Annotated in this window: 15 protein-coding genes; 5 read left to right on the top strand and 10 right to left on the bottom strand. The window is 51.0% G+C overall.

Annotated features, from left to right (window positions below; all coding sequences use genetic code 11):
* Positions 1–13: 13 nt before the first annotated feature.
* The gene (gene secD / locus IMCC21906_RS09320; RefSeq protein WP_047011939.1) at positions 14–1,885 is read right to left on the bottom strand and encodes a protein translocase subunit SecD; all 1,872 of its coding nucleotides are present in this window, start codon (positions 1,883–1,885) and stop codon (positions 14–16) included.
* Between the two features lie 142 nt (positions 1,886–2,027).
* Complete coding sequence (gene purL, locus IMCC21906_RS09315) at positions 2,028–5,975, bottom strand: phosphoribosylformylglycinamidine synthase (RefSeq protein WP_047011938.1); 3,948 nt, start codon at positions 5,973–5,975, stop codon at positions 2,028–2,030.
* A gap of 141 nt (positions 5,976–6,116) precedes the next feature.
* Here purL and mltF point away from each other — a divergent pair, with 141 nt between their 5' ends.
* Complete coding sequence (mltF, locus tag IMCC21906_RS09310; RefSeq protein ID WP_052763470.1) at positions 6,117–7,568, top strand: membrane-bound lytic murein transglycosylase MltF; 1,452 nt, start codon at positions 6,117–6,119, stop codon at positions 7,566–7,568.
* A gap of 26 nt (positions 7,569–7,594) precedes the next feature.
* Here the strand turns inward: mltF and tadA are convergent, their stop codons facing one another.
* The gene (gene tadA, locus IMCC21906_RS09305; RefSeq protein WP_052763469.1) at positions 7,595–8,119 is read right to left on the bottom strand and encodes a tRNA adenosine(34) deaminase TadA; all 525 of its coding nucleotides are present in this window, start codon (positions 8,117–8,119) and stop codon (positions 7,595–7,597) included.
* A gap of 149 nt (positions 8,120–8,268) precedes the next feature.
* Positions 8,269–9,375, bottom strand: a complete 1,107-nt coding sequence (locus IMCC21906_RS09300; RefSeq protein WP_047011937.1) for an S-(hydroxymethyl)glutathione dehydrogenase/class III alcohol dehydrogenase — start codon at positions 9,373–9,375, stop codon at positions 8,269–8,271.
* 129 nt (positions 9,376–9,504) lie between these two features.
* Between IMCC21906_RS09300 and IMCC21906_RS09295 the strand changes: the two genes are divergently transcribed.
* The 4 genes from IMCC21906_RS09295 to IMCC21906_RS16845 all read left to right on the top strand — a co-directional run bounded on the left by IMCC21906_RS09295 (position 9,505) and on the right by IMCC21906_RS16845 (position 13,073).
* A complete protein-coding gene (locus IMCC21906_RS09295; protein ID WP_047013303.1) occupies positions 9,505–10,377 on the top strand; it encodes a LysR substrate-binding domain-containing protein in 873 nt (290 codons plus the stop codon).
* Between the two features lie 242 nt (positions 10,378–10,619).
* Entirely contained in the window at positions 10,620–10,859 is a 240-nt protein-coding gene (locus tag IMCC21906_RS09290) for a FeoA family protein (protein ID WP_047011936.1), read from the top strand.
* Positions 10,859–12,718 carry a ferrous iron transporter B gene (locus tag IMCC21906_RS09285; RefSeq protein ID WP_047011935.1) on the top strand — a complete coding sequence of 620 codons (1,860 nt, stop codon included), beginning with the start codon at positions 10,859–10,861 and terminating at the stop codon, positions 12,716–12,718. Before IMCC21906_RS09290 ends, IMCC21906_RS09285 begins: the two co-directional genes overlap by 1 nt.
* Before the next feature lie 10 nt (positions 12,719–12,728).
* Entirely contained in the window at positions 12,729–13,073 is a 345-nt protein-coding gene (locus tag IMCC21906_RS16845; protein ID WP_156166025.1) for a DUF6587 family protein, read from the top strand.
* A 103-nt stretch (positions 13,074–13,176) separates the two neighbouring features.
* On the opposite strand, the gene IMCC21906_RS09280 is transcribed toward IMCC21906_RS16845, so the two are convergent.
* From IMCC21906_RS09280 to guaB, 6 genes are all read right to left on the bottom strand, one after another.
* A complete protein-coding gene (locus IMCC21906_RS09280; RefSeq protein ID WP_047011934.1) occupies positions 13,177–13,911 on the bottom strand; it encodes a MauE/DoxX family redox-associated membrane protein in 735 nt (244 codons plus the stop codon).
* Positions 13,912–14,180: 269 nt separating this feature from the next.
* Positions 14,181–15,008: an OmpW family protein gene (locus tag IMCC21906_RS09275; protein ID WP_047011933.1), complete on the bottom strand. Its 828-nt coding sequence runs from the start codon at positions 15,006–15,008 to the stop codon at positions 14,181–14,183.
* Between the two features lie 270 nt (positions 15,009–15,278).
* Positions 15,279–17,294, bottom strand: a complete 2,016-nt coding sequence (locus IMCC21906_RS09270; protein WP_047011932.1) for a hypothetical protein — start codon at positions 17,292–17,294, stop codon at positions 15,279–15,281.
* A gap of 39 nt (positions 17,295–17,333) precedes the next feature.
* Positions 17,334–18,560 carry an acetyl-CoA carboxylase biotin carboxylase subunit family protein gene (locus IMCC21906_RS09265; RefSeq protein WP_047011931.1) on the bottom strand — a complete coding sequence of 409 codons (1,227 nt, stop codon included), beginning with the start codon at positions 18,558–18,560 and terminating at the stop codon, positions 17,334–17,336.
* 412 nt (positions 18,561–18,972) lie between these two features.
* The gene (gene guaA, locus IMCC21906_RS09255; protein WP_197085886.1) at positions 18,973–20,556 is read right to left on the bottom strand and encodes a glutamine-hydrolyzing GMP synthase; all 1,584 of its coding nucleotides are present in this window, start codon (positions 20,554–20,556) and stop codon (positions 18,973–18,975) included.
* Between the two features lie 78 nt (positions 20,557–20,634).
* Entirely contained in the window at positions 20,635–22,101 is a 1,467-nt protein-coding gene (guaB, locus tag IMCC21906_RS09250) for an IMP dehydrogenase (RefSeq protein ID WP_047011929.1), read from the bottom strand.
* Between the last annotated feature and the right edge of the window lie 99 nt (positions 22,102–22,200).

The raw sequence follows: 22,200 nt of genomic DNA, 5'->3' as shown, positions 1-22,200 counted from the left end.
CCATCAACCCCCGTTAAATCGCCAATTTCCGAACACGGCGACCGCCGTAGATCAAATTAATGATCGACCGGGTGCCCATAATGGCTGTAAACATCGACGTTACAATACCGATGGATAACGTAACCGCAAAACCTCGTACCGGACCGGTGCCAACCGCATACAAAATCACCGCAACCAGCAGAGTGGTGATGTTGGCATCCATAATGGTGACGTAGGCACGACCATACCCCGAGTCGATTGCATGCTGGGCCGACAGGCCATTGCGTATCTCCTCCCGTATTCGCGAAAAAATTAACACGTTGGCGTCAACGGCCATACCCACTGTCAATACAATACCGGCAATCCCCGGCAAGGTCAGGGTCGCCCCCAGTATCGACATACAGGCCACCAGCAACACAATATTAAAGGCCAGCGCCGCGACAGCAACGACCCCAAACACCCGGTAATACACCACCATAAACAGTGCCACCAACGCCAAGCCGATTTGCACCGACTTGATACCCAAGGTGATATTTTCGGCACCCAAAGAAGGCCCGACTGTGCGCTCTTCTACAAAGTCGATGGGCGCGGCCAAGGCACCCGCCCGCAGTAACAGGGCTAATTCAGTGGATTCACCCGGCGCATCTAAACCCGTAATCCGAAACTGAACACCCAGAGCGTCTTTAATCGTCGCCAGGCTAATAATCTTCTTTTCATCATAAGGAGTTTTAATAACCTGCTCTTCGCCGCTCTCGTCTTTTTCATAGCGAGTGCGGCTTTTACGTTCGATAAACAGCACACCCAAACGACGATTGATATTGTGGCGGGTCACCCGATGCATCAAGGTACCGCCCTCGCTATCCAGGGTGATGCTTACCTGAGGCATGCCATTTTCATCAAAACTGGCTTGGGCATTTGCCACCCGCTCACCGGTAATGACGACATCTCGCTCTAACCAAGCCGTCGGCTCGCCTGCGCCGGGGTTACGGTATTCAAACTGCTCTCGGTCAGAAACTGGCGCGTCGTATTTGGCTTCAAGTCGAAACTCAAGATTGGCTGTTTTGCCCAAAATCCGTTTGGCTTCAGCGGTATCTTGAATACCCGGTAACTCAACCACAATACGATTGCTGCCCTGACGCTGAACCAACGGCTCAGACACGCCCAGCTCGTTTACACGGTTTCGCAGGGTAGTTAAGTTTTGACCGACTGCATAATCTTCAATTTCTTTACGCTTACCTTCACCCAAGGTAGCCAGGAGGGTGAAATTTTCACCATCGCCGCTCTCACTGCGCTGGGTCGTGAGGTCGGTATATTCCTTACGGATGGTTTGCAGCGCCTTATCTCTTAATTCCTCGCTGCGAAACACGCCACTGATGCTGCCATTGTCTTCCAAGGTCACAAAGCCGCGAATTCGTTCTTCACGCAAGGCCTTTTTGATACCGGTCGTGTACTGCTCAAGACGATTGGTAATGGCTGTATCGGTGTCGACTTCCAAGAGAAAGTGCACACCACCACTCAAGTCCAGGCCCAGTTTCATTGCTTGAGCACCGAGGTTGCTCAGCCAATCAGGGGTAGTCGAAGCCAAGTTGAGGGCAACAATATAGCCATCGCCCAAGGCGCGCTGAATAATACGTTGGGAGCGTAACTGCATAGAACCGTCATACAAGCGGATCAGCCCGCTTTTACCATTCTCATTAGCCAGTTCACCAAAGTGTTCAATGCCTGCCGCATCCAATGCCCGCGAAACGCGCTCCATTGTTGTCTGGTCAATCTGCATGCCACTGCTTTGGCCAGAAACCTGCACCGCCGGGTCGGGTGGGTAAAGATTGGGCATGGCGTAGAGCAAACCGATGCCCAACACTGCCACCAATAGCAGGTTTTTCCAAAGCGGATATTTATTTAGCATTGTTACCCCATAAAAGCCGCCCCGAGGACGGTTCCCTATTTATCAAAACTTGTTTATCAAAACGTGGCAATCAAATCTCGGCTTAAAAAGCGTATTGACCACATTTTTCTTATCAACGCTATGCGTATCGAACCGTCGCATTTTATGCCAATGCTTTACGCGCATTGCGGAATAAGCGCATCCAGCCACTGTCTTCAGTTTGCAGCTCTGGCGTCCATGAGTTCTGAACATTGCGAAACACCCGTTCTGGATGCGGCATCATAATTGTAAAGCGGCCATCGGCGCTGCTTACGCCCGCCAGCCCCATTGGCGATCCATTGGGGTTAGCCGGATACTGCTCGGTAGCAAGACCGTGATTATCAACATAGCGCAAGGCAAATTGATTCGCTTGTTGCAATGCTGCCAATTGCGCCGAGCTGGCAAACTCAGCCCGGCCTTCACCGTGTGCCACCGCCACTGGCAAGCGTGAACCCGCCATCCCCGCCAGTAATATGGAGGGTGATTCGGGTATTTCAACCAACGCGACTCGCGCTTCAAACTGTTCGGAGCGATTGCGGACAAACCGCGGCCAATGTTCCGTACCGGGAATCAAGGGCTTTAGGGTCGACATCATCTGGCAACCGTTGCAAACCCCCAAGGCAAAACTGTCTGCCCGGTTAAAGAAAGCACTAAAATCATCCCGCGCCCGGCTATTAAAAAGGATCGTTTTAGCCCAGCCTTCACCTGCACCGAGTACATCCCCGTAGGAAAAACCGCCACAGGCTGCCAGACCATTAAAGTCAGCCAAGCTCACCCGGCCATCCAAAATATCGCTCATATGTACGTCGACTACCCGAAAGCCTGCACGATCAAACGCGGCAGCCATTTCTGTTTGGCCGTTTACGCCCTGCTCCCGCAAAATTGCCATCGCGGGTTTAGCGCCGGTGGCAATATACGGTGCGGCCACATCATCACGGGCATCAAAACTCAGCGCCACACTCAAACCCGGATCGTCTTCGCGCAAGCTATCAAATTCTTGCTGAGCACATTCGGGGTTATCTCGCAGCGACTGCATGCGATAACTGAGCTCACTCCAACGCCGGTGCAGGGTCAAGCGATCGCCACTAAATACCGGCTCACCGGCGAATTCAAGTTTTATTCCGGCGCCCGCAACAGGGCTGCCGATATTGGTCACAGCTTCGGCGGCTAAACCCTGTTGCGTAAAGACGGCTTTTACCGTGTCCAAATCGCGCTGACGAATTTGAATTACCGCTCCAGCTTCTTCGGCAAAGAGCTCTGCAAGAGCCGAGGGACTATCGGCCATTTTCAGGTCTAAACCACAATGACCAGCAAAAGCCATTTCCAATACGCAGACCAACAAACCGCCGTCGGAGCAGTCGTGGTAGGCCAGTATTTTTTCGTCTTCTAGCAAATACTGAATAGCGTTATAGAAACGCTTCAGGTTTTCTGGTGCGTCAATATCCGGGGCAACATCACCCAATTGACCGCAGACTTGCGCCAAACAACTACCACCCAAACGGCGCTGACCAGGGTTCACATCCACGCGTAATAACACGCTATCGCCAGCATCCAATTTAATTTGCGGCGTTACCGTTTTACGGACATCGCTCACAGGGGCAAAGGCCGAAACAATCAGTGACATGGGCGCGGTGACGGACTTGTCTTCACCATCGTCCTCCCACGCCGTGCGCATCGACATACTGTCTTTGCCCACTGGTACGGTAATACCCAGCGCTGGACAAAATTCCATCCCCACCGCTTTAACCGCTTCATAAAGCCGTGCGTCTTCGTCATTGTGGCCCGCTGCGCACATCCAGTTAGCCGACAATTTAATATCCGCCAAGCTACCAACCCGGGGCGTTTTGCCTTGAGCATAATCTGCCGCCGCCGCTGGATCGGAAATATCTGCAATCCGGGTTGCCGCGATATTGGTAATCGCCTCGGCCACGGCCATCCGCGCCGACGCACCGGCATTTAATAACGCCAGCGGTGTGCGCTCACCCATCGACATCGCTTCACCGGTGTAACCGTGATAGCCAGACGTGGTCACCGCACAATCGGCCACCGGCACCTGCCACGGGCCAACCATCTGATCTCGATGAACCGTACCGGTAATAGAACGATCGCCAATAGTGATCAAAAAGTTTTTCGACGCAATCGCCGGAAGACAGAGCAAACGATCCAATGCGTCTTCAACCGATATATCTACGTTTAAAGGCTGAACGGCCTGATTTAAACGCGTCACTTCTCTGTGCATTTTTGGAGGCTTGCCAAACAACACCGACATGGGCAAATCGACGGGATTGTTTTGAAAATGTCTGTCACCCAGTTTTAAGGTTTTTTCTTCGGTAGACTCCCCCACCACCGCAAAAGGCGCCCGCTCCCGTTCACAAATTGCAGCAAAGGTCGCTAAATTTTCTGGCGCAATTGCCATGACATAGCGCTCTTGGGATTCATTACACCAAATCTCCAATGGCGACATACCGGGCTCGTCATTAGGCACTTCCCGCAACTCAAATTCACCGCCGCAACCGCCGTCTTTGACCAATTCCGGGAAGGCATTGGATAAACCGCCCGCTCCGACATCGTGGATAAACGCAATGGGGTTTTCGTCACCCATCGCCCAACAGCGATCAATTGCTTCCTGACAACGGCGCTCAATTTCGGGGTTTTGACGTTGTACCGAGGCAAAATCTAAATCGGCGCTGGAGGCACCAGAACTCATTGACGACGCCGCGCCACCGCCCAAACCAATCAGCATGGCCGGACCACCCAACACCACAAGTTTTTGACCGGCAGGGAACGGCTCTTTAATGACGTGTTCGCCTTTGATGTTGCCGTAGCCACCGGCAATCATGATGGGTTTGTGATAACCCCGGCGCTCTTCACCTGCGCCGACATCAATATTCTGTTCGTAGCTACGGAAATAACCACAGAGATTGGGGCGGCCAAATTCATTATTAAAGGCCGCACCGCCTATTGGCCCTTCCAACATAATCTCCAAGGCCGACACAATACGGTCTGGCTTACCGTAATCCAGCTCCCAAGCTTGGATAAAATCCGGAATACGCAAGTTAGACACGCTGAAACCTGACAAGCCTGCTTTGGGCTTAGAACCACGCCCTACCGCACCCTCATCACGAATTTCGCCGCCAGCGCCGGTGCCCGCTCCCGAAAATGGCGCAATGGCAGTGGGGTGATTGTGGGTTTCCACCTTCATCAAAATATGAATATTTTCTTCGCTGTATTGATATTCAGCACTACCGGCGCGGGGATAAAAACGATCAGTCTGGGGACCAGCCATAACCGCAGCGTTATCAGAATAAGCGCTTAGCACCCCTTCTCCACCACATTCATAAGTGTTTTTAATCATGCCAAATAAAGAATATGGCTGATCTTCACCATCGATGGTCCAGCTGGCATTAAAGATCTTATGACGACAATGCTCCGAGTTGGCTTGCGCAAACATCATCAGCTCAACATCATTGGGGTTACGCCCCAGTTGCACAAAGCTGTCACAGAGGTAGTCAATTTCGTCATCCGCTAACGCCAGACCCAGCTCCGTATTGGCCAGCGCTAATGCTTCCCGGCCGCCACCCAACACATCTATTGCGGTGAGTGGTTTGGGGCTGTGGTGGCTAAACAACTGCCCAGCCGCTTCAGGACTATCCAATACACTCTCGACCATGCGGTCGTGAATTTCACTCAACACCTGCTGACGCTGCTGAACACTTAAGGCTGCCGTGGTTTGTAGCTGATAAAGCACCCCCCGCTCCAAACGCAGCACTTTATCCAAACCACTATTGCGGGCGATATCTGTCGCTTTGCTCGACCAGGGCGAAATAGTGCCGGGACGAGGCACGACAAAGAAACTGGCACCATTAAAGGCTTGGGCTTCAGCGTTGGGGCCATACTCGAGCAACTTTCCCAAAATCTCGGCTTCGGCCTCGCTCAAAGGCCCTTTGGTTTCGGCCAAATGAACAAATTGGGCACTGATGCCCTCCAGAGCAGGAATTTGCTGTCGCAGCCGACCCAATAACTTGTCAATACGGAATTCAGAAAGCGCAGGAGCACCGGGGAGAATCAACATGCGGAGCGACAACCTCGATCATCAGAATTGAAGCCGGCCATTGTATAGGAAACCACAACAGATTTTTATACGAAATACGTTTTATAGCCCCGATGTATACGGGTCGATACAATAGCCTCCAAGATTTATGGAGATTCACTTTTGCGGCCACGTCCCAACATACTAAAAATACTGCTGATCGCGATTCCCCTGACCGTCGTCGCCGTGGTGTTTAGCTATTGGGATGACAGTGACAACCGCCTTCAAAACATCCGCGAAGCCGGGGTTATCCGGGTGCTTACCCGCAACGCCGCCACCACCTTTTATGAAAACCAAGGCACCCCAGCGGGTTTTGAATACCAGCTTGCCAAGGGTTTTGCCGATCATATTGGCGTTAAACTGAAGATGATACCGGTGGTGGGACTGGAACAAATTTTTTATAAGTTAGAACAAGGCGACGCCGATTTTGCCGCCGCGGGCCTGACCATTACCGAACAACGCCACAAAAGAATGGTGTTTGGCCCCAGCTATATGAAGATCAAACAACTTTTCATTTACAACCGCCGCCTGACTCAAACCATGAATAGCATAGAGTCACTGATCGGCAAACGTATCGGGGTTATGGCCAACAGCTCCCATGCGGAACTCCTGAGCGCACTACAACAGAACTACCCCAAACTAGAATGGAAAGAAAGTCGGGACCTGGAAACCTTCGACTTACTAGAACAACTCGCCGACGGGCAAATTGACGCCACCGTGGTTGACTCCAATGAATTTTATGCCAACCGCGCCTTTTATCCGGATTTTCGCATTGCCTTGAGCGCCGGCAAACCCGTGCCACTGGCTTGGGCTATGTTTCGCGACCCAGCCAACGAGCCTCTGCGGCAAGAAATGGAAGTGTATTTTAAGACAATACAAGAAAACGGCAAATTGGCGCGATTAATTGATCGTTACTTTAGTTTTAGTGAACGGCAATCTTTTTTGAGCACCCACACCTTTATGCTGCGAATGGAAGACCGGCTTCCCGAAGTAAAGGGCATGATCGAGCAGGTTGCCATTGAATACGATATGGACTGGCGCTTTCTGGCGGCAATCAGCTATCAAGAATCCCACTGGGAAGCCACGGCAAAATCCCCCACTGGAGTTCGGGGCATGATGATGCTGACCCGCGCTACCGCTGAAGAACTCGGCGTAGAAGATCGTCTTGACCCGATGGAGAGCTTACGAGGTGGTGCGCGATACTTTAAAAAGCTGCTAGCTCGCATTCCCAGCGGGGTTGAGCAACCCGACCGCGGCTGGTTTGCTCTAGCAGCCTACAACATTGGCTTGGGGCACCTGGAAGACGCTAGAGTCTTAACCGAAAAAAATGGCGGCAACCCCGACTTATGGAAAGACGTCAGAGAAAACTTGCCCCTATTGCGCCAGGCTAAATGGTATAAAACGACCAAATACGGTTTTGCCCGTGGCGATGAGCCAGTGCGCTATGTACAAAACATCCGCCACTATTACTCTTTGCTCACCTGGGACGAGCTGAATCGCTATCGCATCCCACCACCCAAAATTGTCTCTGATTATTTACCGGAGGCCTTGAATCGTAGCTTTCTGGCCTTTTAAGAACATCAAAACAACAGCAACAAACCCTATTCTTGGTGTGGTTTTTTTGCCGCCTGCAGCTTCGCCGCCTTTTTCTCCGACCGGCGGCGACTAAAAAATTGCTGCATAAGCTCGGTGGCTTGGTCTGCCATAAGCCCACTTTGCCATTGCACAAGATGGTTGAGCTGAGCTTGATCAAACAGGGCCAAGTGGCTGCAAACCGCCCCGGCTTTTGGCTCGCTGGCACCAAACACCACCCGCTCGACACGGGCATGAACAATTGCACCGGCACACATGGCGCAGGGTTCAATCGTCACATAAAGACAACTATTCGGCAGGCGGTAGTTGTTTGTCGATTTAGCAGCCGCTCGAAGCGCCAAAATTTCAGCATGGGCGGTGGGGTCATGGCTGGAAATAGGCTGATTAAAGCCCTCTCCTAACACCATGTTGTCACGAATCAGTAAAGCGCCAACCGGCACTTCACCTTGTTCTCCCGCTTGCGCTGCCAAAGCTAAAGCCCGGCCCATCCAGTATTCATCCGTTAAACTCGCCAGCGTTACACCCTCGGTCATGTCAAAATCACATTACAAGGCCGCACAATAGCAAATTTTAAGACGCTGCAGGTAGAGGGGAGCAAAACAGGAACAAAGAATAAACCAAGCCCTATTAGTGAGCTTGGCTTATCGTGCTGCTATTTAATACAACACCTTAATACAACACCTTAATACAACACCACAGATCGGATACTTTCACCGGAGTGCATTAAATCAAAGGCTTTATTGATGTCGTCCAGGGGCATGGTATGGGTAATCAGATCATCAATATTAATCCGTCCTTCCATATACCAATCTACGATTTTTGGCACATCGGTACGCCCCCTGGCGCCACCAAATGCCGTACCTCGCCAGCTGCGACCTGTAACTAGCTGAAACGGCCGAGTTGAAATTTCTTTGCCCGCACCGGCAACACCGACAATACAGCTTTGTCCCCAACCTTTATGACAACACTCCAGGGCTTGACGCATTACATCCACATTGCCAATGCACTCAAAGCTGTAGTCAACACCACCGCCGGTCAGGTCCACAATATAGTCGACAACGTTTTCGACTTCGTTCGCGTTTACAAAATCGGTCATACCAAACTTTTTCGCCAGCGGCACTTTTGACGGATTGATATCCACCCCAATAATCCGGCTGGCACCCACCATTTTGGCACCTTGAATAACGTTCAAGCCAATGCCGCCCAAACCAAATACCGCTACGGTGGCGCCCGCCTCAACTTTCATAGTGAAAGCCACTGCGCCAATACCGGTAGTGACACCGCAGCCGATGTAACAAACCTTATCAAAGGGCGCATCTTCACGAATTTTAGCCAACGCGATTTCTGGTAATACCGTGTAATTAGAGAAGGTAGAACAGCCCATATAATGCAAAATAGGCTGACCATCTAATGAGAAACGACTTGAACCATCGGGCATAAGCCCTTGACCCTGCGTGGAACGGACCGCCTGGCACAAATTGGTTTTGGGGTTTAAGCAGAAGTTACATTCCCGACACTCTGCCGTGTAAAGTGGAATCACGTGGTCACCCGGCTTAAGGCTTTTTACACCGGGGCCAACGTCCACCACCACACCGGCACCTTCATGCCCCAATATGGCGGGAAAGTTGCCCTCGGGGTCATCCCCCGACAAGGTAAAAGCATCGGTATGGCAAACCCCGGAGGCTTTAATTTCCACCAAGACCTCGCCCGCTTTTGGACCTTGCAAATCCACATCGACCACTTCTAATGGCTTGCCAGCGCCAAAGGCCACTGCTGCTCGTGTCTTCATATTGACTCCCGTATTATTCATTCCAGTTTCACTGGAGAACACTACATTGTCTTCAGATTAATGTTAATATCAATTTTTATTACATTACTGTATTTAAATAGAAACAATCCCACTTGGAAAATCACCCAAATGCATAAATGGGAAGGAATAGAGGCCTTTGTCAGCGTAGCGCAACGGCAAAGTTTTTCCAAAGCCGCAACCGAGCTCGGGGTTTCTCGCTCCCATATCAGTAAACAAATCGCCCAGCTTGAGGCCCGGCTCGATGCCCAGTTATTACTGCGCACCACTCGTAGCGTCTCATTGACCGAGGTCGGGCAAGCCTTTTATTTGCGCTGCCAAGACATTCTCAACACCCTTGATGAAGCCGAGCAGGCGGTAGTCGACTTACAGGAACGGCCCCGTGGTCGACTGCGCATCACCCTAGCTGGCGCCTTCGGCGAAGAATTTATCGCCCCTGCCGCGGCTCAGTTTATGTCAGAGAACCCAGGGTTGGCGGTTGAGCTGGATTTCACAAATCGTATCACCGACCTGATCACTGAAGGTTACGACCTGGCGATTCGTGCCGGCACTCTCAAAGACTCGTCGCTGATCGCCAGGCGCATTTGCAACCGCAGCCTTGTCACTTGCGCCTCGCCCCACTATTTAAAACGGTACGGCCAACCCGAAAATATTGCTGCTTTGGTCAATCACAACTGTCTGGTCGGCACGCTGAACAGCTGGCGTTTTCGGGATGGTCAACGCAACTTTGATGTGCGCGTCAGTGGCGACTGGCACAGCAACAATGGCCGGGCGCTGGTCCACGCAAGCATCGCCAACCTTGGCATTGTGCAGTTACCCGACTTTTACGCTAAAGACGCCATTGATCAAGGACTGCTAACGCCCATTCTGGAAGAGTACAAACCCACCGACACTGGTGTGTGGGCGGTGTACCCCCACAATCGTCACCTCTCCGCTAAAGTCCGACTCTTCGTCAACTTTTTAGCAGAGCGTTTTGCAGGATAAGCTACCCTTCGCAAGCCCTTAATGCCTTAAGCAATTGCCTCGCAACATGAAGCAAGCTTTGCCCTAAACCCTTTGCAAGCAATACTTTACGATCATGCGCCTCGCGTGCATTGCTGGTGTGTGGAAGATCACGGCTGTCAATCCCCTCAAAAAATATTCAACAGCAACGGCGTTCCAGCGTAGTAATGGCTACCCACCAAATGCATAATGCGAATCATTGTATTTACCGTTTGCGAAATTAAATGATCCTCAACCATTTACAGAAAGGCCAATTTGCCGTTGTGGCAAAGGTAGATGACGCCTACGAAAACGACCCCATCTCCCATCGTATGCGTGAACTGGGTTTTATCAGTGGCGCCCGTATCAGGCTTGTCACCAAAAGCGTTTGGGGTGGCAATACCTTGGTTATTCAGCTAGGCAACACCCGCTTTGCGCTGCGCAAGCAAGAAGCTCAACGCATTACGCTGACAAGCGATCAATAATGGAAGCCAGCGCCGCCACCAAAACGCCCCGTATTGCCCTTGTTGGCAACCCCAACTGTGGTAAAACAGCCCTATTCAATCTGCTTACCGGTAGTCGACAAAAAGTGGCCAATTACGCCGGGGTGACCGTTGAACGAAAAGAAGGCCTTTGCCAATCACCCAGCGGCAAGCACTTTCCCATTCTTGATTTGCCCGGTGCCTACAGCCTTGATGCCACCAGCCCCGACGAGGCTGTCACCCGAGATGTACTCTGGGGGAATTACCCCGGTGAAACCAGTCCCGATGTTTTGCTCTGCGTGGTCGATGCCAGTAATTTGCAACTACATCTGCGGTTTGTATTGGAGTTAATGCGCGTCAACAAAGCCATGATCGTGGTCGTAAATATGGTGGATGCCGCCGCTCGTCAAGGTATTCACGTCGACTGCCAAGCCCTAGCCGCGCAACTGGGTGTGCCGGTAGTAGAAACCGTCGCCATAAAACGCGGCGGCGGCGCAGCATTAATGCATTTGCTACAGACCCATGCCTGGCAACGGCCCAGCCGTAGCTGGGGCGGTGATGTCGATGCCCGTCATCAACAAGTAAAACAGATTTTAGACCACTGCTTAAGTTACAGCGGCGACCCCGGCAGCGTAGACGACAAGCTCGACACCGTGTTTCTTCACCCCATTGCCGGTATGGCGATTCTCGCAGCCTTACTCTTTATGATGTTTCAAGCTGTATTTGCCTGGGCAACGCCAGCCATGGACATCATCAGCGCAAGCCTTGAAGCAGTCAGCGGCATTGCCAACACGCTCCTGCCCGGCAACTCGCCATTGTCGAGCTTGCTTAACGATGGTGTGATTGCGGGCTTAGGGAATGTGTTGATATTTTTGCCGCAAATTCTCATTTTATTTTTATTTATCTTAATACTCGAAGAGTCTGGCTATCTGCCTAGAGCCGCCTATTTACTTGACCGTCTTATGTTTCGAGCCGGTCTTAGCGGGCGATCTTTTATCCCGCTGTTATCGAGTTTTGCCTGCGCGATTCCCGGCATTATGGCCACTCGCAGTATTCAAGACCCGCGAGATCGGCTGACGACTATTTTAGTCGCGCCGTTAATGACCTGCTCGGCAAGGCTGCCGGTGTACACCATGTTGATTGCCGCATTTATTCCCCAGCAACAGGTCGCGGGCATATTCAACCTGCAGGGGCTGGTGCTATTTAGCCTCTATTTTGGAGGAATTATCAGCGCGCTTATTGTCGCCTATGTCATGAAATGGCTACGCCGGGATAAGCGCGAACACGCGTTGTTAATGGAGCTGCCCTCCTATCGTCTCCCCAATCTCCGGGACTTAGGCATGGGCTTACTGCAACGGGCGAAAATATTTTTACGCCGGGTTGGCGGCATTATCTTTGCTCTGACTATCTTGCTCTGGGCTATGTGCAGCTTTCCCTCACCGCCGATGGGGGCAACGGGTCCAGCCATTGATTACAGCATCGCAGGGCTGCTGGGACACGCCCTTGCCAACGTCTTTGAACCCATCGGTTTTAATTGGCAAATTTCAGTGGCGCTGATCCCCGGTATGGCCGCCAGAGAGGTGGCCGTATCAGCGTTGGGAACGGTTTATGCCATGTCTGGCAGCGAAGAGGCCATCAGCCAGCAATTGGGCCATGTCATTTCGCAACAGTGGTCACTGCCCACTGCGCTCTCTTTGCTTGCGTGGTTTGTGTTTGCGCCCCAATGTTTATCAACCCTGGCGATTATTCGCCGGGAAACGAACTCCTGGAAGGTAATGGGCTTTGCCATGACCTACCTGTTTGCCCTTGCCTATGTCAGCTCACTCATTGTTTATCAAATCGCATCAGCGATATGGCTATAAAGGTGCCACCATGACGACATTCACCCAGAACCTGATTCTTGGGTTCATCATTAGCATGAGTGTGGTAGTGGTAACTCGCCACTTCTTTGGGGAATGGAGCAATCGTCAATTGCTCACCTTCATCACCTTTCTGCGCGCCCAAAAAGCGCCTCTTATCCAATGGTTTGGCAAGGCATTACATCGCTTGCTGACAAAGAAAACAGCGGGGGATTGTAGCGGTGGCTGTACCAGCTGTGGGGCCTGCCCCACATTACAAACAGCATCACAGACAAGATCACCCACAGCTAAAGACGAGCTCTCTCGCGTGGTTACCCTCTACGAATCACCGTCTTCAACACCGGCGAAAAGCCAGTAATAGCGTGTCTATCTAGCACAGAACACGTAATACAGAACACGTAATACAGAACACGTGACACAGAAGCCGTCGCACAGATATAACAGCCACGCTGTGCGGGATATTAAATCTGCAAGAACATCCAGATACCGGCAAAGACCATAAACAGGTTTTCAGTTAACGACACAAACCCCAAAGGCACATTGCTGCCGCCACCCACGCAGGCACATTTCAGCTCTCGCTTATCAATATAGACTGCTTTGATAACGGAGACCGCGCCCACCGCACCAATAAACAGTGAGACCGGTGCAAACATCCAAGGTAAAATGCCACTCAACATTCCCAAGCCAGCGTAGGCTTCAGCAAAGGGATAAATATAAGCATAAGGTACATACCGCATCGACAATAAGTCGTAGGTGACAAACTGATTGGTGAAGGACGTAATATCCTGCAGCTTCTGTACCGCTAGCACCAGCATGCTTAAACCGATGAAGTTCATTAACACGGTAGAAAAAACCAATGCCTCCGCACTAGCCCAACTCAAGGCAAGCGCAGCCAAAAAACAGGACCCAAATATAGCGATAATAGGCTTATAGCTAGTCCCTTCATCACCTTCTTGTTCAAGATTCAAGTAATCGCGCAGCTCGTCGTAACCGCCCACACGCTCACCATTAATAAATATTTGCGGTGTGGTTTTAACATCATGCTTTTCTTTAAACGCGTCAACCTCATCCCGAGAGCGAAGTTTTACATCCTCTACTTCAAAGTTTTTTCGCTTAAGAAGATCGAGAGACTTTATGCCGAAAGGACAAAGGTGTTCGGCTGTTGCCATGCGATATAACGTGGCTTGCGTTGACATATCAAACTCTCCTTTTTTACATAGGTCATTACGTGAGCGACGACATGAACTATTCTAAACACTCTTTCTGCACAAAATAGCTATACCTTCGCGAAGCTGTGTGGAATGCTAAAAATAGCCTAGGTATGGATATAGTTCGGAATTTTTAACATCGCGTTTATCCCATCAGACAAAACAAGGCAACAGAGGTTTCAACAGCCCTTTATCTGTTAAAAAAAGGGCGCATATACCCCAATACGCGGATAAGCACGCCTGAAAAACAAAGCTGATTAATCGTCGCCCCAACGATAAGAAATCAAGAAAGAAGAAACAATCGGATTTAAGTCGAGCTTGCTGTTGCTTTTAGCAAGCTGAGTTCCATCGTTTGAGCTAATCGTGATTTGCGATGTGGTTTTTAATGCTAAATACGATACAGAAAGCGACAGACTCCACCGCTCATCTAATTCTAGCGACAAACCGGCATTAAAAATCGGTGCAATATCCGACTCAGCCTCGGCACTAACATGGGTGTTTGGATTACTATCCGTTGCCAGCGCCAGCACCGAACCAAAATTTTGATTCAGACTCTGCTCAAAGTCTTTATCCGGTTCTATATTATCAAACCACGTATACGTAACTCCCAAACCGAGGTAAGGGCGTATTTTATCGCCAGGATTGCGAAAGTAATATTGACCCAATATTGCCGGACTCCATTGCCTCACGGAAGCCAATGGATTGTTTTGTGACGCCCCAAGATCAACGTTTACCAGCGCACCCGCTGGCCCCGTTGGCCTCACAACGCCTTGACCTGACAAATCAAACTCGGCGGGAACTCCCCCCTCTAACTTCACAACAAAATGGTCCGTCAGAAAATAAGAAAGCGTTAAAGCCGGAGTATTGGAATCACTGACCGATAACGACGTTCCCGGTGAGCTAAAATGCGGGTCTATCCCCAATGCGCTACCCGCAAGACTGGGAGCCAGCTTGGTATTGAGCGGCTCACTGGATTCCTGGGGGGCAATATAAAACCAACCACCCTGAACAATGAGATCACCCGCTTTAAGGGCATGGGCAGCTGGCGCAACCATCACCGCAAAACACAGCCACCATTTTTGCATTTTTATTGCCACCACGGAACACCACCTCATTCGCGCTGATTAACAGACGCCGATCTGGCGCTCGGTATAGCCAAAAGCTATTTAATTGCGAATAACCATAATGTTCGACAACGCAGTAGAAAATCGTTTACTAAAGCATTCTGTTTTTTTAAATCAAACACACCCAAACAGCCCACTACCTGAGACGCCGTAAAGGTAAATTGCGCTTCAGGTTTCTAAGCCCTCAGCTGATTATCGAGGCCTCGGACACGGGAAAGTGACGCCGCCCGCTTAAAGGGCAGAACCATCATCAGCATGGATTTCCTCGGCTGGCAGCCGATCTGCACCCCAACTGCGGCGGATATACCCCATAACCTGCTCAAGATCAGCACGACTGACATTGGCTAACTCACCGTGCTCCAGCGGGTCGTAATGGTAGATATACAAGCGCGACAGAAACTGCTCGAAGGGTAATGAAGCTTCGCCAAAGCGTTCGCCCTGCCCTGCGGTACTCACGGTGACGCCATCTCCCCAGTTCTGGCCGCTGTCATTATTGGGGTTGTAGAAATACACCCGCATCCCGTCCTGAGGATCAAGGGCCACCCGTAATATGGTAATGGCGTGCCAACCAATAAAACGCGCCGCACTGTCAGTCACGGCAACCCCTGCCGGCTGGGGATGTATCAGGGGCTGGTTACCGTTGTAGTAAGGATGGTAGGTGGCGTAGAAGTGACGAATAAAATCGTCCAAATTAATGAGTGCCCCGGTGGCAACATCCACATTGATGCAAAAACCGCGGCCAGACCACCAGCCATGAAACTCAGGATTAACCCAGCGATGCGGATCCCCTTCGCGGCCAATGCAACGTCGCCCCATCTCTGCGTAAATCCGGTCTAGATGGGGTACAACCAATAGCGACAAGGGATCAAGATCAATCGGCGCCAAACTCGCAACCCCAGTTTGACTGTCTTGAGAGGAGATCGGCTGACCCTCGAAGTGCATGATGATTTCATCGTCTCGGGCTGCCCACGCGAGCATTTGTAACAGATAACCCGGGTCGTTATAGGCCCATATTGACAGGGCACGGGCAGACTGACAGGTCGGATTATTGCCCTGCCCCACGCCGAGGGGTAAACCGAGCATGCACAAAACCCCTTCCAACAGTCGAGCTTCAGCACTGACGATATCGCCAAAGGCCAGCTGCAAACGCTCCCGAGCCGCAGGTGCTAATCGCAAACCAAGTTGGCGCCACATGGCTGGCGCAGCCGATGGCTGGTAAAGAATGCCCCGCTCAAGCAATAACGCCAAACCATAAATACCCTGACAAGTAGCTGGGAAAATACTGGCTCGAATAAGCTCATGCACCAGCGACCGATAGCACAGCAGACAGTCACGGCCAGTAGACGACAAACCCAAAGCTTCGGCCAATAGCTGCTCATTGTTATCCAACAGATGGCGCAACAATGTGCCGTGATAAGGCGATACCAAGCCCGTGTCATGCATGGCTCTGGCCATGCCGGTGGCTTCGTTCTGCAGGGCGCTGACATCCATGTAATCCAGCTGTTGCTGGTAAACATCAATACCGGGGTCTTCACGGCAAGCTTGAGTTGGCCCAAACAAGCTACTGACCAAGCGGTCTGCACCCTGACCACTGCTACCCAAATCAATATCAGGGTTGGCCTGACAAATCGCGATCTGGGTAATCATATGCTTCACCGCATCGACCTGAATCGGGCGTTGTTGCAGGATTCGCCAAATTTCACCAATCAATTGGTCGACAATATGTTCATAACCGATGCTGCTGGCCAGGTGCTCAAGCAAGCGGTGCGGAAGTTCAGCCAACCGCCCCATCTGTTCACGCTCGGCTTCACCGGGCGGGCTAAACAGCAAGGCGAGATTAACGGCCAGTACTTGAGTTAAAAAGTGATGAGCCTGCTCGGCAGATAGTTTCGAATGCGGATACTCGCCCTTAGCCACGGCCAAAAAACGCAACTGGCTAATAATTTCCAGTACGAGAGTATCGGCATTGTTTGTGCGCAGGGTGCTAGCGGTCAGAGCCGAAAGCAATATCTGTGGCTCACACCAATCCGTACCCAGAAACAGGCCCGCTTCTTCTATATCGAAGGCCCGAGCCTGTAGTGCCGCACAGCCACCATCCAAACGAATGACCCGGCGGGCCGTATCCATCACCCGTGGTAACTTGCCGGGCTTGGCAAACGCCGGTGCCTGCTGCAAAGCAGCAATGGCAGCGTCGAAGCGCGTCAATAGCAATGCCAGTTTGTCGTTGCTGCTCTCAGGCTGTAACACTTATTCTCCTTGACTGCTCAGGCAATTACGCATTGACAACTATACATAATAATCGAGGTCTTCCTGCCGTTTAAGCAGATCATGCATCTCTTTAGCATTGTCGCCGACAAAATACACCAATCCCCAATGGGTACCAAAGGCGGTACGCTTGGTGACAATTTCTTCCAGTGGCGTGGTGAGTTCGTGAGACTCAAAATAGGGATGCTCTTCAACCTCTTCCGGAACTTCTAACTGGCTAACCACACGGCGGCGAGGGTATACCCCGAAGCAACCCGCATAACCGGTGGCATCTTCCACCGCAGTTGGAAAGTAAGCTTTGACTTCTTCTTCGGTGGTTTTAGGATCAAACACCATAAAGGTCGCATGATAGGCATTAAAACCGGGATAAACCCGCTCCAGCAACTCAAACACCTTGAAACCGGGTGGACGATAAGCCACTTCACCAAAGTACATTTCATCATCGCTGGTAACAAAGTACTCGGGATGAATCATGCCAAATTCAATATCGAAGGTTTTGATCAGTTTATTAATCTGAGCGGTAATCTGCGGGCGGTATTTTTCCAATTCTGGCGACGCAGGGACATGCACCGAGTAACCCAGCGTGACGTATTCAGAAATATTCAGGAAGGCGATTTTGCCATTATGTACCCACGCCTCTACGGCAAACTCCCAGCCGTCGAGATGCGATTCCATTAACGCAGGAAATTCTTCGTCGGGGATACCATCGACATCATCCGGTGTGCGGATAACCCGATGCCCAAGACAACCCGCCTTATCAAAGGCTTTAAAATGGATAGGATCGTTAAGATCACCATCGAGTTTGAGTAGCGTTTGATTGACCCGTTTAAGAAAACGAATAACGTCTTCCCGATCATGGGCTTCCTCAAAAATACCCACACGAATGCCACCCAGCTGGGCACGACGCTTCATCAGGGATTTATCACGCATCAACATAGAGTGGCCAAGCAAGCGCGGGTTATCGAGTAACACCGAGTTAATCGCACCGGCCCATTCCACTGTTTCTTCAAACAACGGAATGGCGACATCCACACCCATCTCTTTCAGGGTTTGCGCAATTTCCATCGAACGATCATTGAGTCTTTCAAAGTTCCACGGCACATAGGGAATATTGTGCTTTTCGCAATACTCCTCTGCCCATTCTGGCGCCACGACGACATAACGACGATCGAAATTTTCCGCAGCTTCTACGGCATTGGGCGCCCAGCCAAGAAGCGCGATGTAACCTTTGTTGAGATCTTTCTCCATGTTTCTGCCTCCAGATGGTGGCGAATTTGATCATGATCGCCACCTTTTAAGGCTAAAACAAAGGCGCTGCCGCAGGACAATACTGGCCGAAACTCCTTGAACTACCAGTGGACCTGTATGCCTCAGGCCTTAAGTCGGGTGACGAAATTTCACTGTAATAACAGCGACATGATCTCGAATTAACACCTACAACATACAGGACAGAAAGCCGCCTGGCTAATGACGGGGCTGTGGTCATGCAATCAGCCACAGCAAAAACCGGCTGAAAAAGTCATTCTAAACCTAAGCAGAAAAGCTGTTGAATTAGAGGTTTTCAACAACCTTTCACTGAAAAGCCAACAACAACTAACTTTTCATTTTAGCGGCAAAATTAAACATTTTTTATGTAGTGCCAACGGCTGAAATCACACGACTACTCCCACTCTATAGTCGCAGGGGGTTTGCTGGAGACATCATAAGTCACCCGAGAAACCTGGGTAATTTCATTTATTATTCGATTAGAAACTGTCTCTAACAATTCATAGGGCAGATGCGCCCAGCGCGCGGTCATAAAGTCGATGGTTTCAACTGCACGTAAAGCAATAACATATTCGTAGCGACGAGCATCCCCCACTACACCAACTGACTTCACCGGCAGAAAAACGGCAAACGCTTGACTGGTCTTGTGATACCAATCGGCGGCGCGCAGTTCTTCAATGAAAATTGCATCAGCTTCACGGAGAATATCCGCATAATCTTTCTTGATCTCGCCAAGAATCCGCACGCCCAAGCCCGGACCGGGAAAAGGATGACGGTAGACCATATCGTAGGGCAGGCCCAGCTCCAGGCCGATCTTGCGAACCTCGTCTTTAAACAGCTCGCGCAGCGGTTCGACCAGCGCCATTTTCATCGTTTCGGGCAGGCCGCCCACATTGTGGTGGGATTTTATGACATGGGCCTTGCCGGTTTTAGCTGCCGCCGATTCGATAACATCGGGATAGATCGTGCCCTGGGCCAAGAAGTTCACGTCTTTCAGCTTTGTGGCTTCGTCATCAAACACGTCGATAAACGTATTGCCAATGATTTTGCGTTTTTTCTCGGGATCGGATTCGCCGCCTAATTTATCAAGAAATAATTCTTCGGCATCCACTCGAATTACTTTAACGCCCATGTTTTTAGCAAACATGTCCATCACCTGGTCGCCTTCGTTTTTACGAAGCAGGCCATTGTCCACAAACACACAGGTAAGCTGATCGCCAATAGCTTTATGCAACAAGGCCGCGACAACAGAGCTGTCGACACCACCGGATAAACCCAGCAATACTTTTTGCGAACCCACTTGCTCCCGGACCTTTTCAATACCATCGTTGATGATATTTTCTGCGGTCCATAAGCCTTCACAACCGCAGAGCTTGTACGCAAAATGTTCAAGAATACGCTTGCCCTGCAGAGTGTGGGTCACCTCTGGGTGAAACTGAACGCCGTAAAACTTGCGATCTTCGCACTGCATTGCCGCAATAGGGCAAGATGGTGTTGAGGCCAAAACTTCAAAGCCTGTTGGCAAGGTAATAACCTTGTCGCCGTGGCTCATCCACACATCCAACAGCGCGGCACCAGTGTCACTGTCGATATGATCAGCAATATCTTCGGTAAGTGAGCTTGGTGTTTCTAAACGAATTTGGGCGTAACCAAACTCATGAATCGGTGACCCCTCTACTTTACCCCCAAGCTGCTCGGCCATTGTTTGCATGCCGTAGCAAATACCCAATACGGGGATATTTGCTGAAAACACTTTTTCAGGTGCCCGTGGTGAACCTAGCTCTGTCACCGACTCGGGGCCACCCGCCAAAATCACGCCGGAGGGCTTAAATTCGTCAAAATCTTCATCGCTAATATCAAACGCACGAATCTCGCAATACACGCCAATTTCCCGAATCCGGCGGGCAATCAGTTGTGTGTATTGGGAGCCAAAATCGAGAATCAGAATACGGTGGGCATGAATATCAGGAATGGACACGGAGCTCTCTCTACAAATAGCAAACCGGCACAAAGGTACCGGTTACAGGAATGAGGTTGATTTAACCAATTAGGCAAATCAGGTTGGGTAGTTTGGCGCTTCTTTGGTGATGCTCACATCGTGAACATGGCTTTCGTTCATGCCCGCGCTGGTTACCCTCACGAATTGAGGTTTGCTGCGCATGGTTTCGATATCAATGCTGCCGGTATACCCCATGGCGCTACGTAAACCACCCATTAACTGGTGAACGATCGCAGCCAACGGTCCTTTGTAAGGCACGCGCCCTTCAATACCTTCTGGCACCAATTTTTCAGCGCCGTCTTCTGCGCTTTGAAAGTAGCGATCACTGGAGCCTTGGGTTTTAGTCATCGCGCCCAAGCTGCCCATACCCCGGTAAGATTTATAGGTCCGGCCCTGGAACAACTCCACTTCACCCGGCGCCTCTTCGGTACCGGCAAACATAGAGCCCATCATTACTGCGTGGGCACCGGCGGCCATGGCCTTGCTTAAATCTCCGCTAAAACGAATACCGCCATCGGCAATCAGCGGCAAACCACTGTCTTTTAAGGCAGCGGCGACATTGGCAATGGCACTGATTTGCGGCACGCCAATACCGGTAACAATTCGGGTGGTACAAATAGAACCGGGACCAATACCGACTTTTACGGCATCTGCGCCCGCTTCCAACAAGGCCAATGCCGCTTCGCCAGTAGCGATATTGCCACCAATGACATCAACCTGAGGGTAATGCTTTTTAATCCAGGCAACGCGATTGATCACGTTCATGGAATGCCCGTGGGCAGTGTCCACGACCAACACATCCACACCGGCTTCTACCAACGCCGCTACCCGCGCATCAGTATCGGCGCTGGTGCCAACCGAAGCCCCTACGCGTAATTGGCCGGAGCTGTCTTTACAAGCCAGTGGATACGTTTGGGCGTTATTCATGTCTTTGACAGTGATCATGCCCACCAAATCAAAGCTGTCGTTTACCACCAGCAGTTTTTCAATACGATGCTTGTGCAGCAGCTCACGGGCCACGGACATGTCATCGCCTTCTTTGACGGTAACCAACTTGTCTTTGGGGGTCATTATGCTAGAAACCGGTACGTCCATACGCTCTTGAAAGCGCACGTCGCGGCTAGTGACGATCCCCACTAGGTCACCATTTTGCATCACCGGCACACCAGAAATTTTATGGCGGCGGCGTAATTCAAACAGCTCGCTAACCGGCGCACTGGCATCGATGGTAATAGGGTCTTTAACCACCCCACTCTCATGCTTTTTGACCGCGCGCACTTCTTGAGCTTGTTGCTCAACCGTCATACTTTTATGAATGATGCCGATACCGCCTTCTTGGGCCAAGGCAATGGCCAGAGAGCTTTCGGTCACCGTGTCCATAGCAGCAGACAGCAGCGGAATATTCAGAGAGATATTGCGAGACAGCTTGGTTTTCAGACTGACGTCTTTGGCGGTGACTTCTGAGTAGCCGGGAAGCAGCAAAACGTCGTCAAAGGTGAGTGCTTCCTGAGAGATGCGTAACATAGATGATTCCAATGCCGGTGGCTGGTGCCCTAACGGGAAGTTTGACGCCTGTCAGGCCACCTGAATCCTCGCAATTTTAAGTGATGCAGACTGCTGAGT

Origin of the sequence: Spongiibacter sp. IMCC21906, assembly GCF_001010805.1 — a bacterium.
GTDB lineage: Bacteria > Pseudomonadota > Gammaproteobacteria > Pseudomonadales > Spongiibacteraceae > Spongiibacter.
The sequence above is the reverse complement of the archived record's forward strand: the minus strand, read 5'-3'. Positions and strand labels throughout refer to the sequence as shown.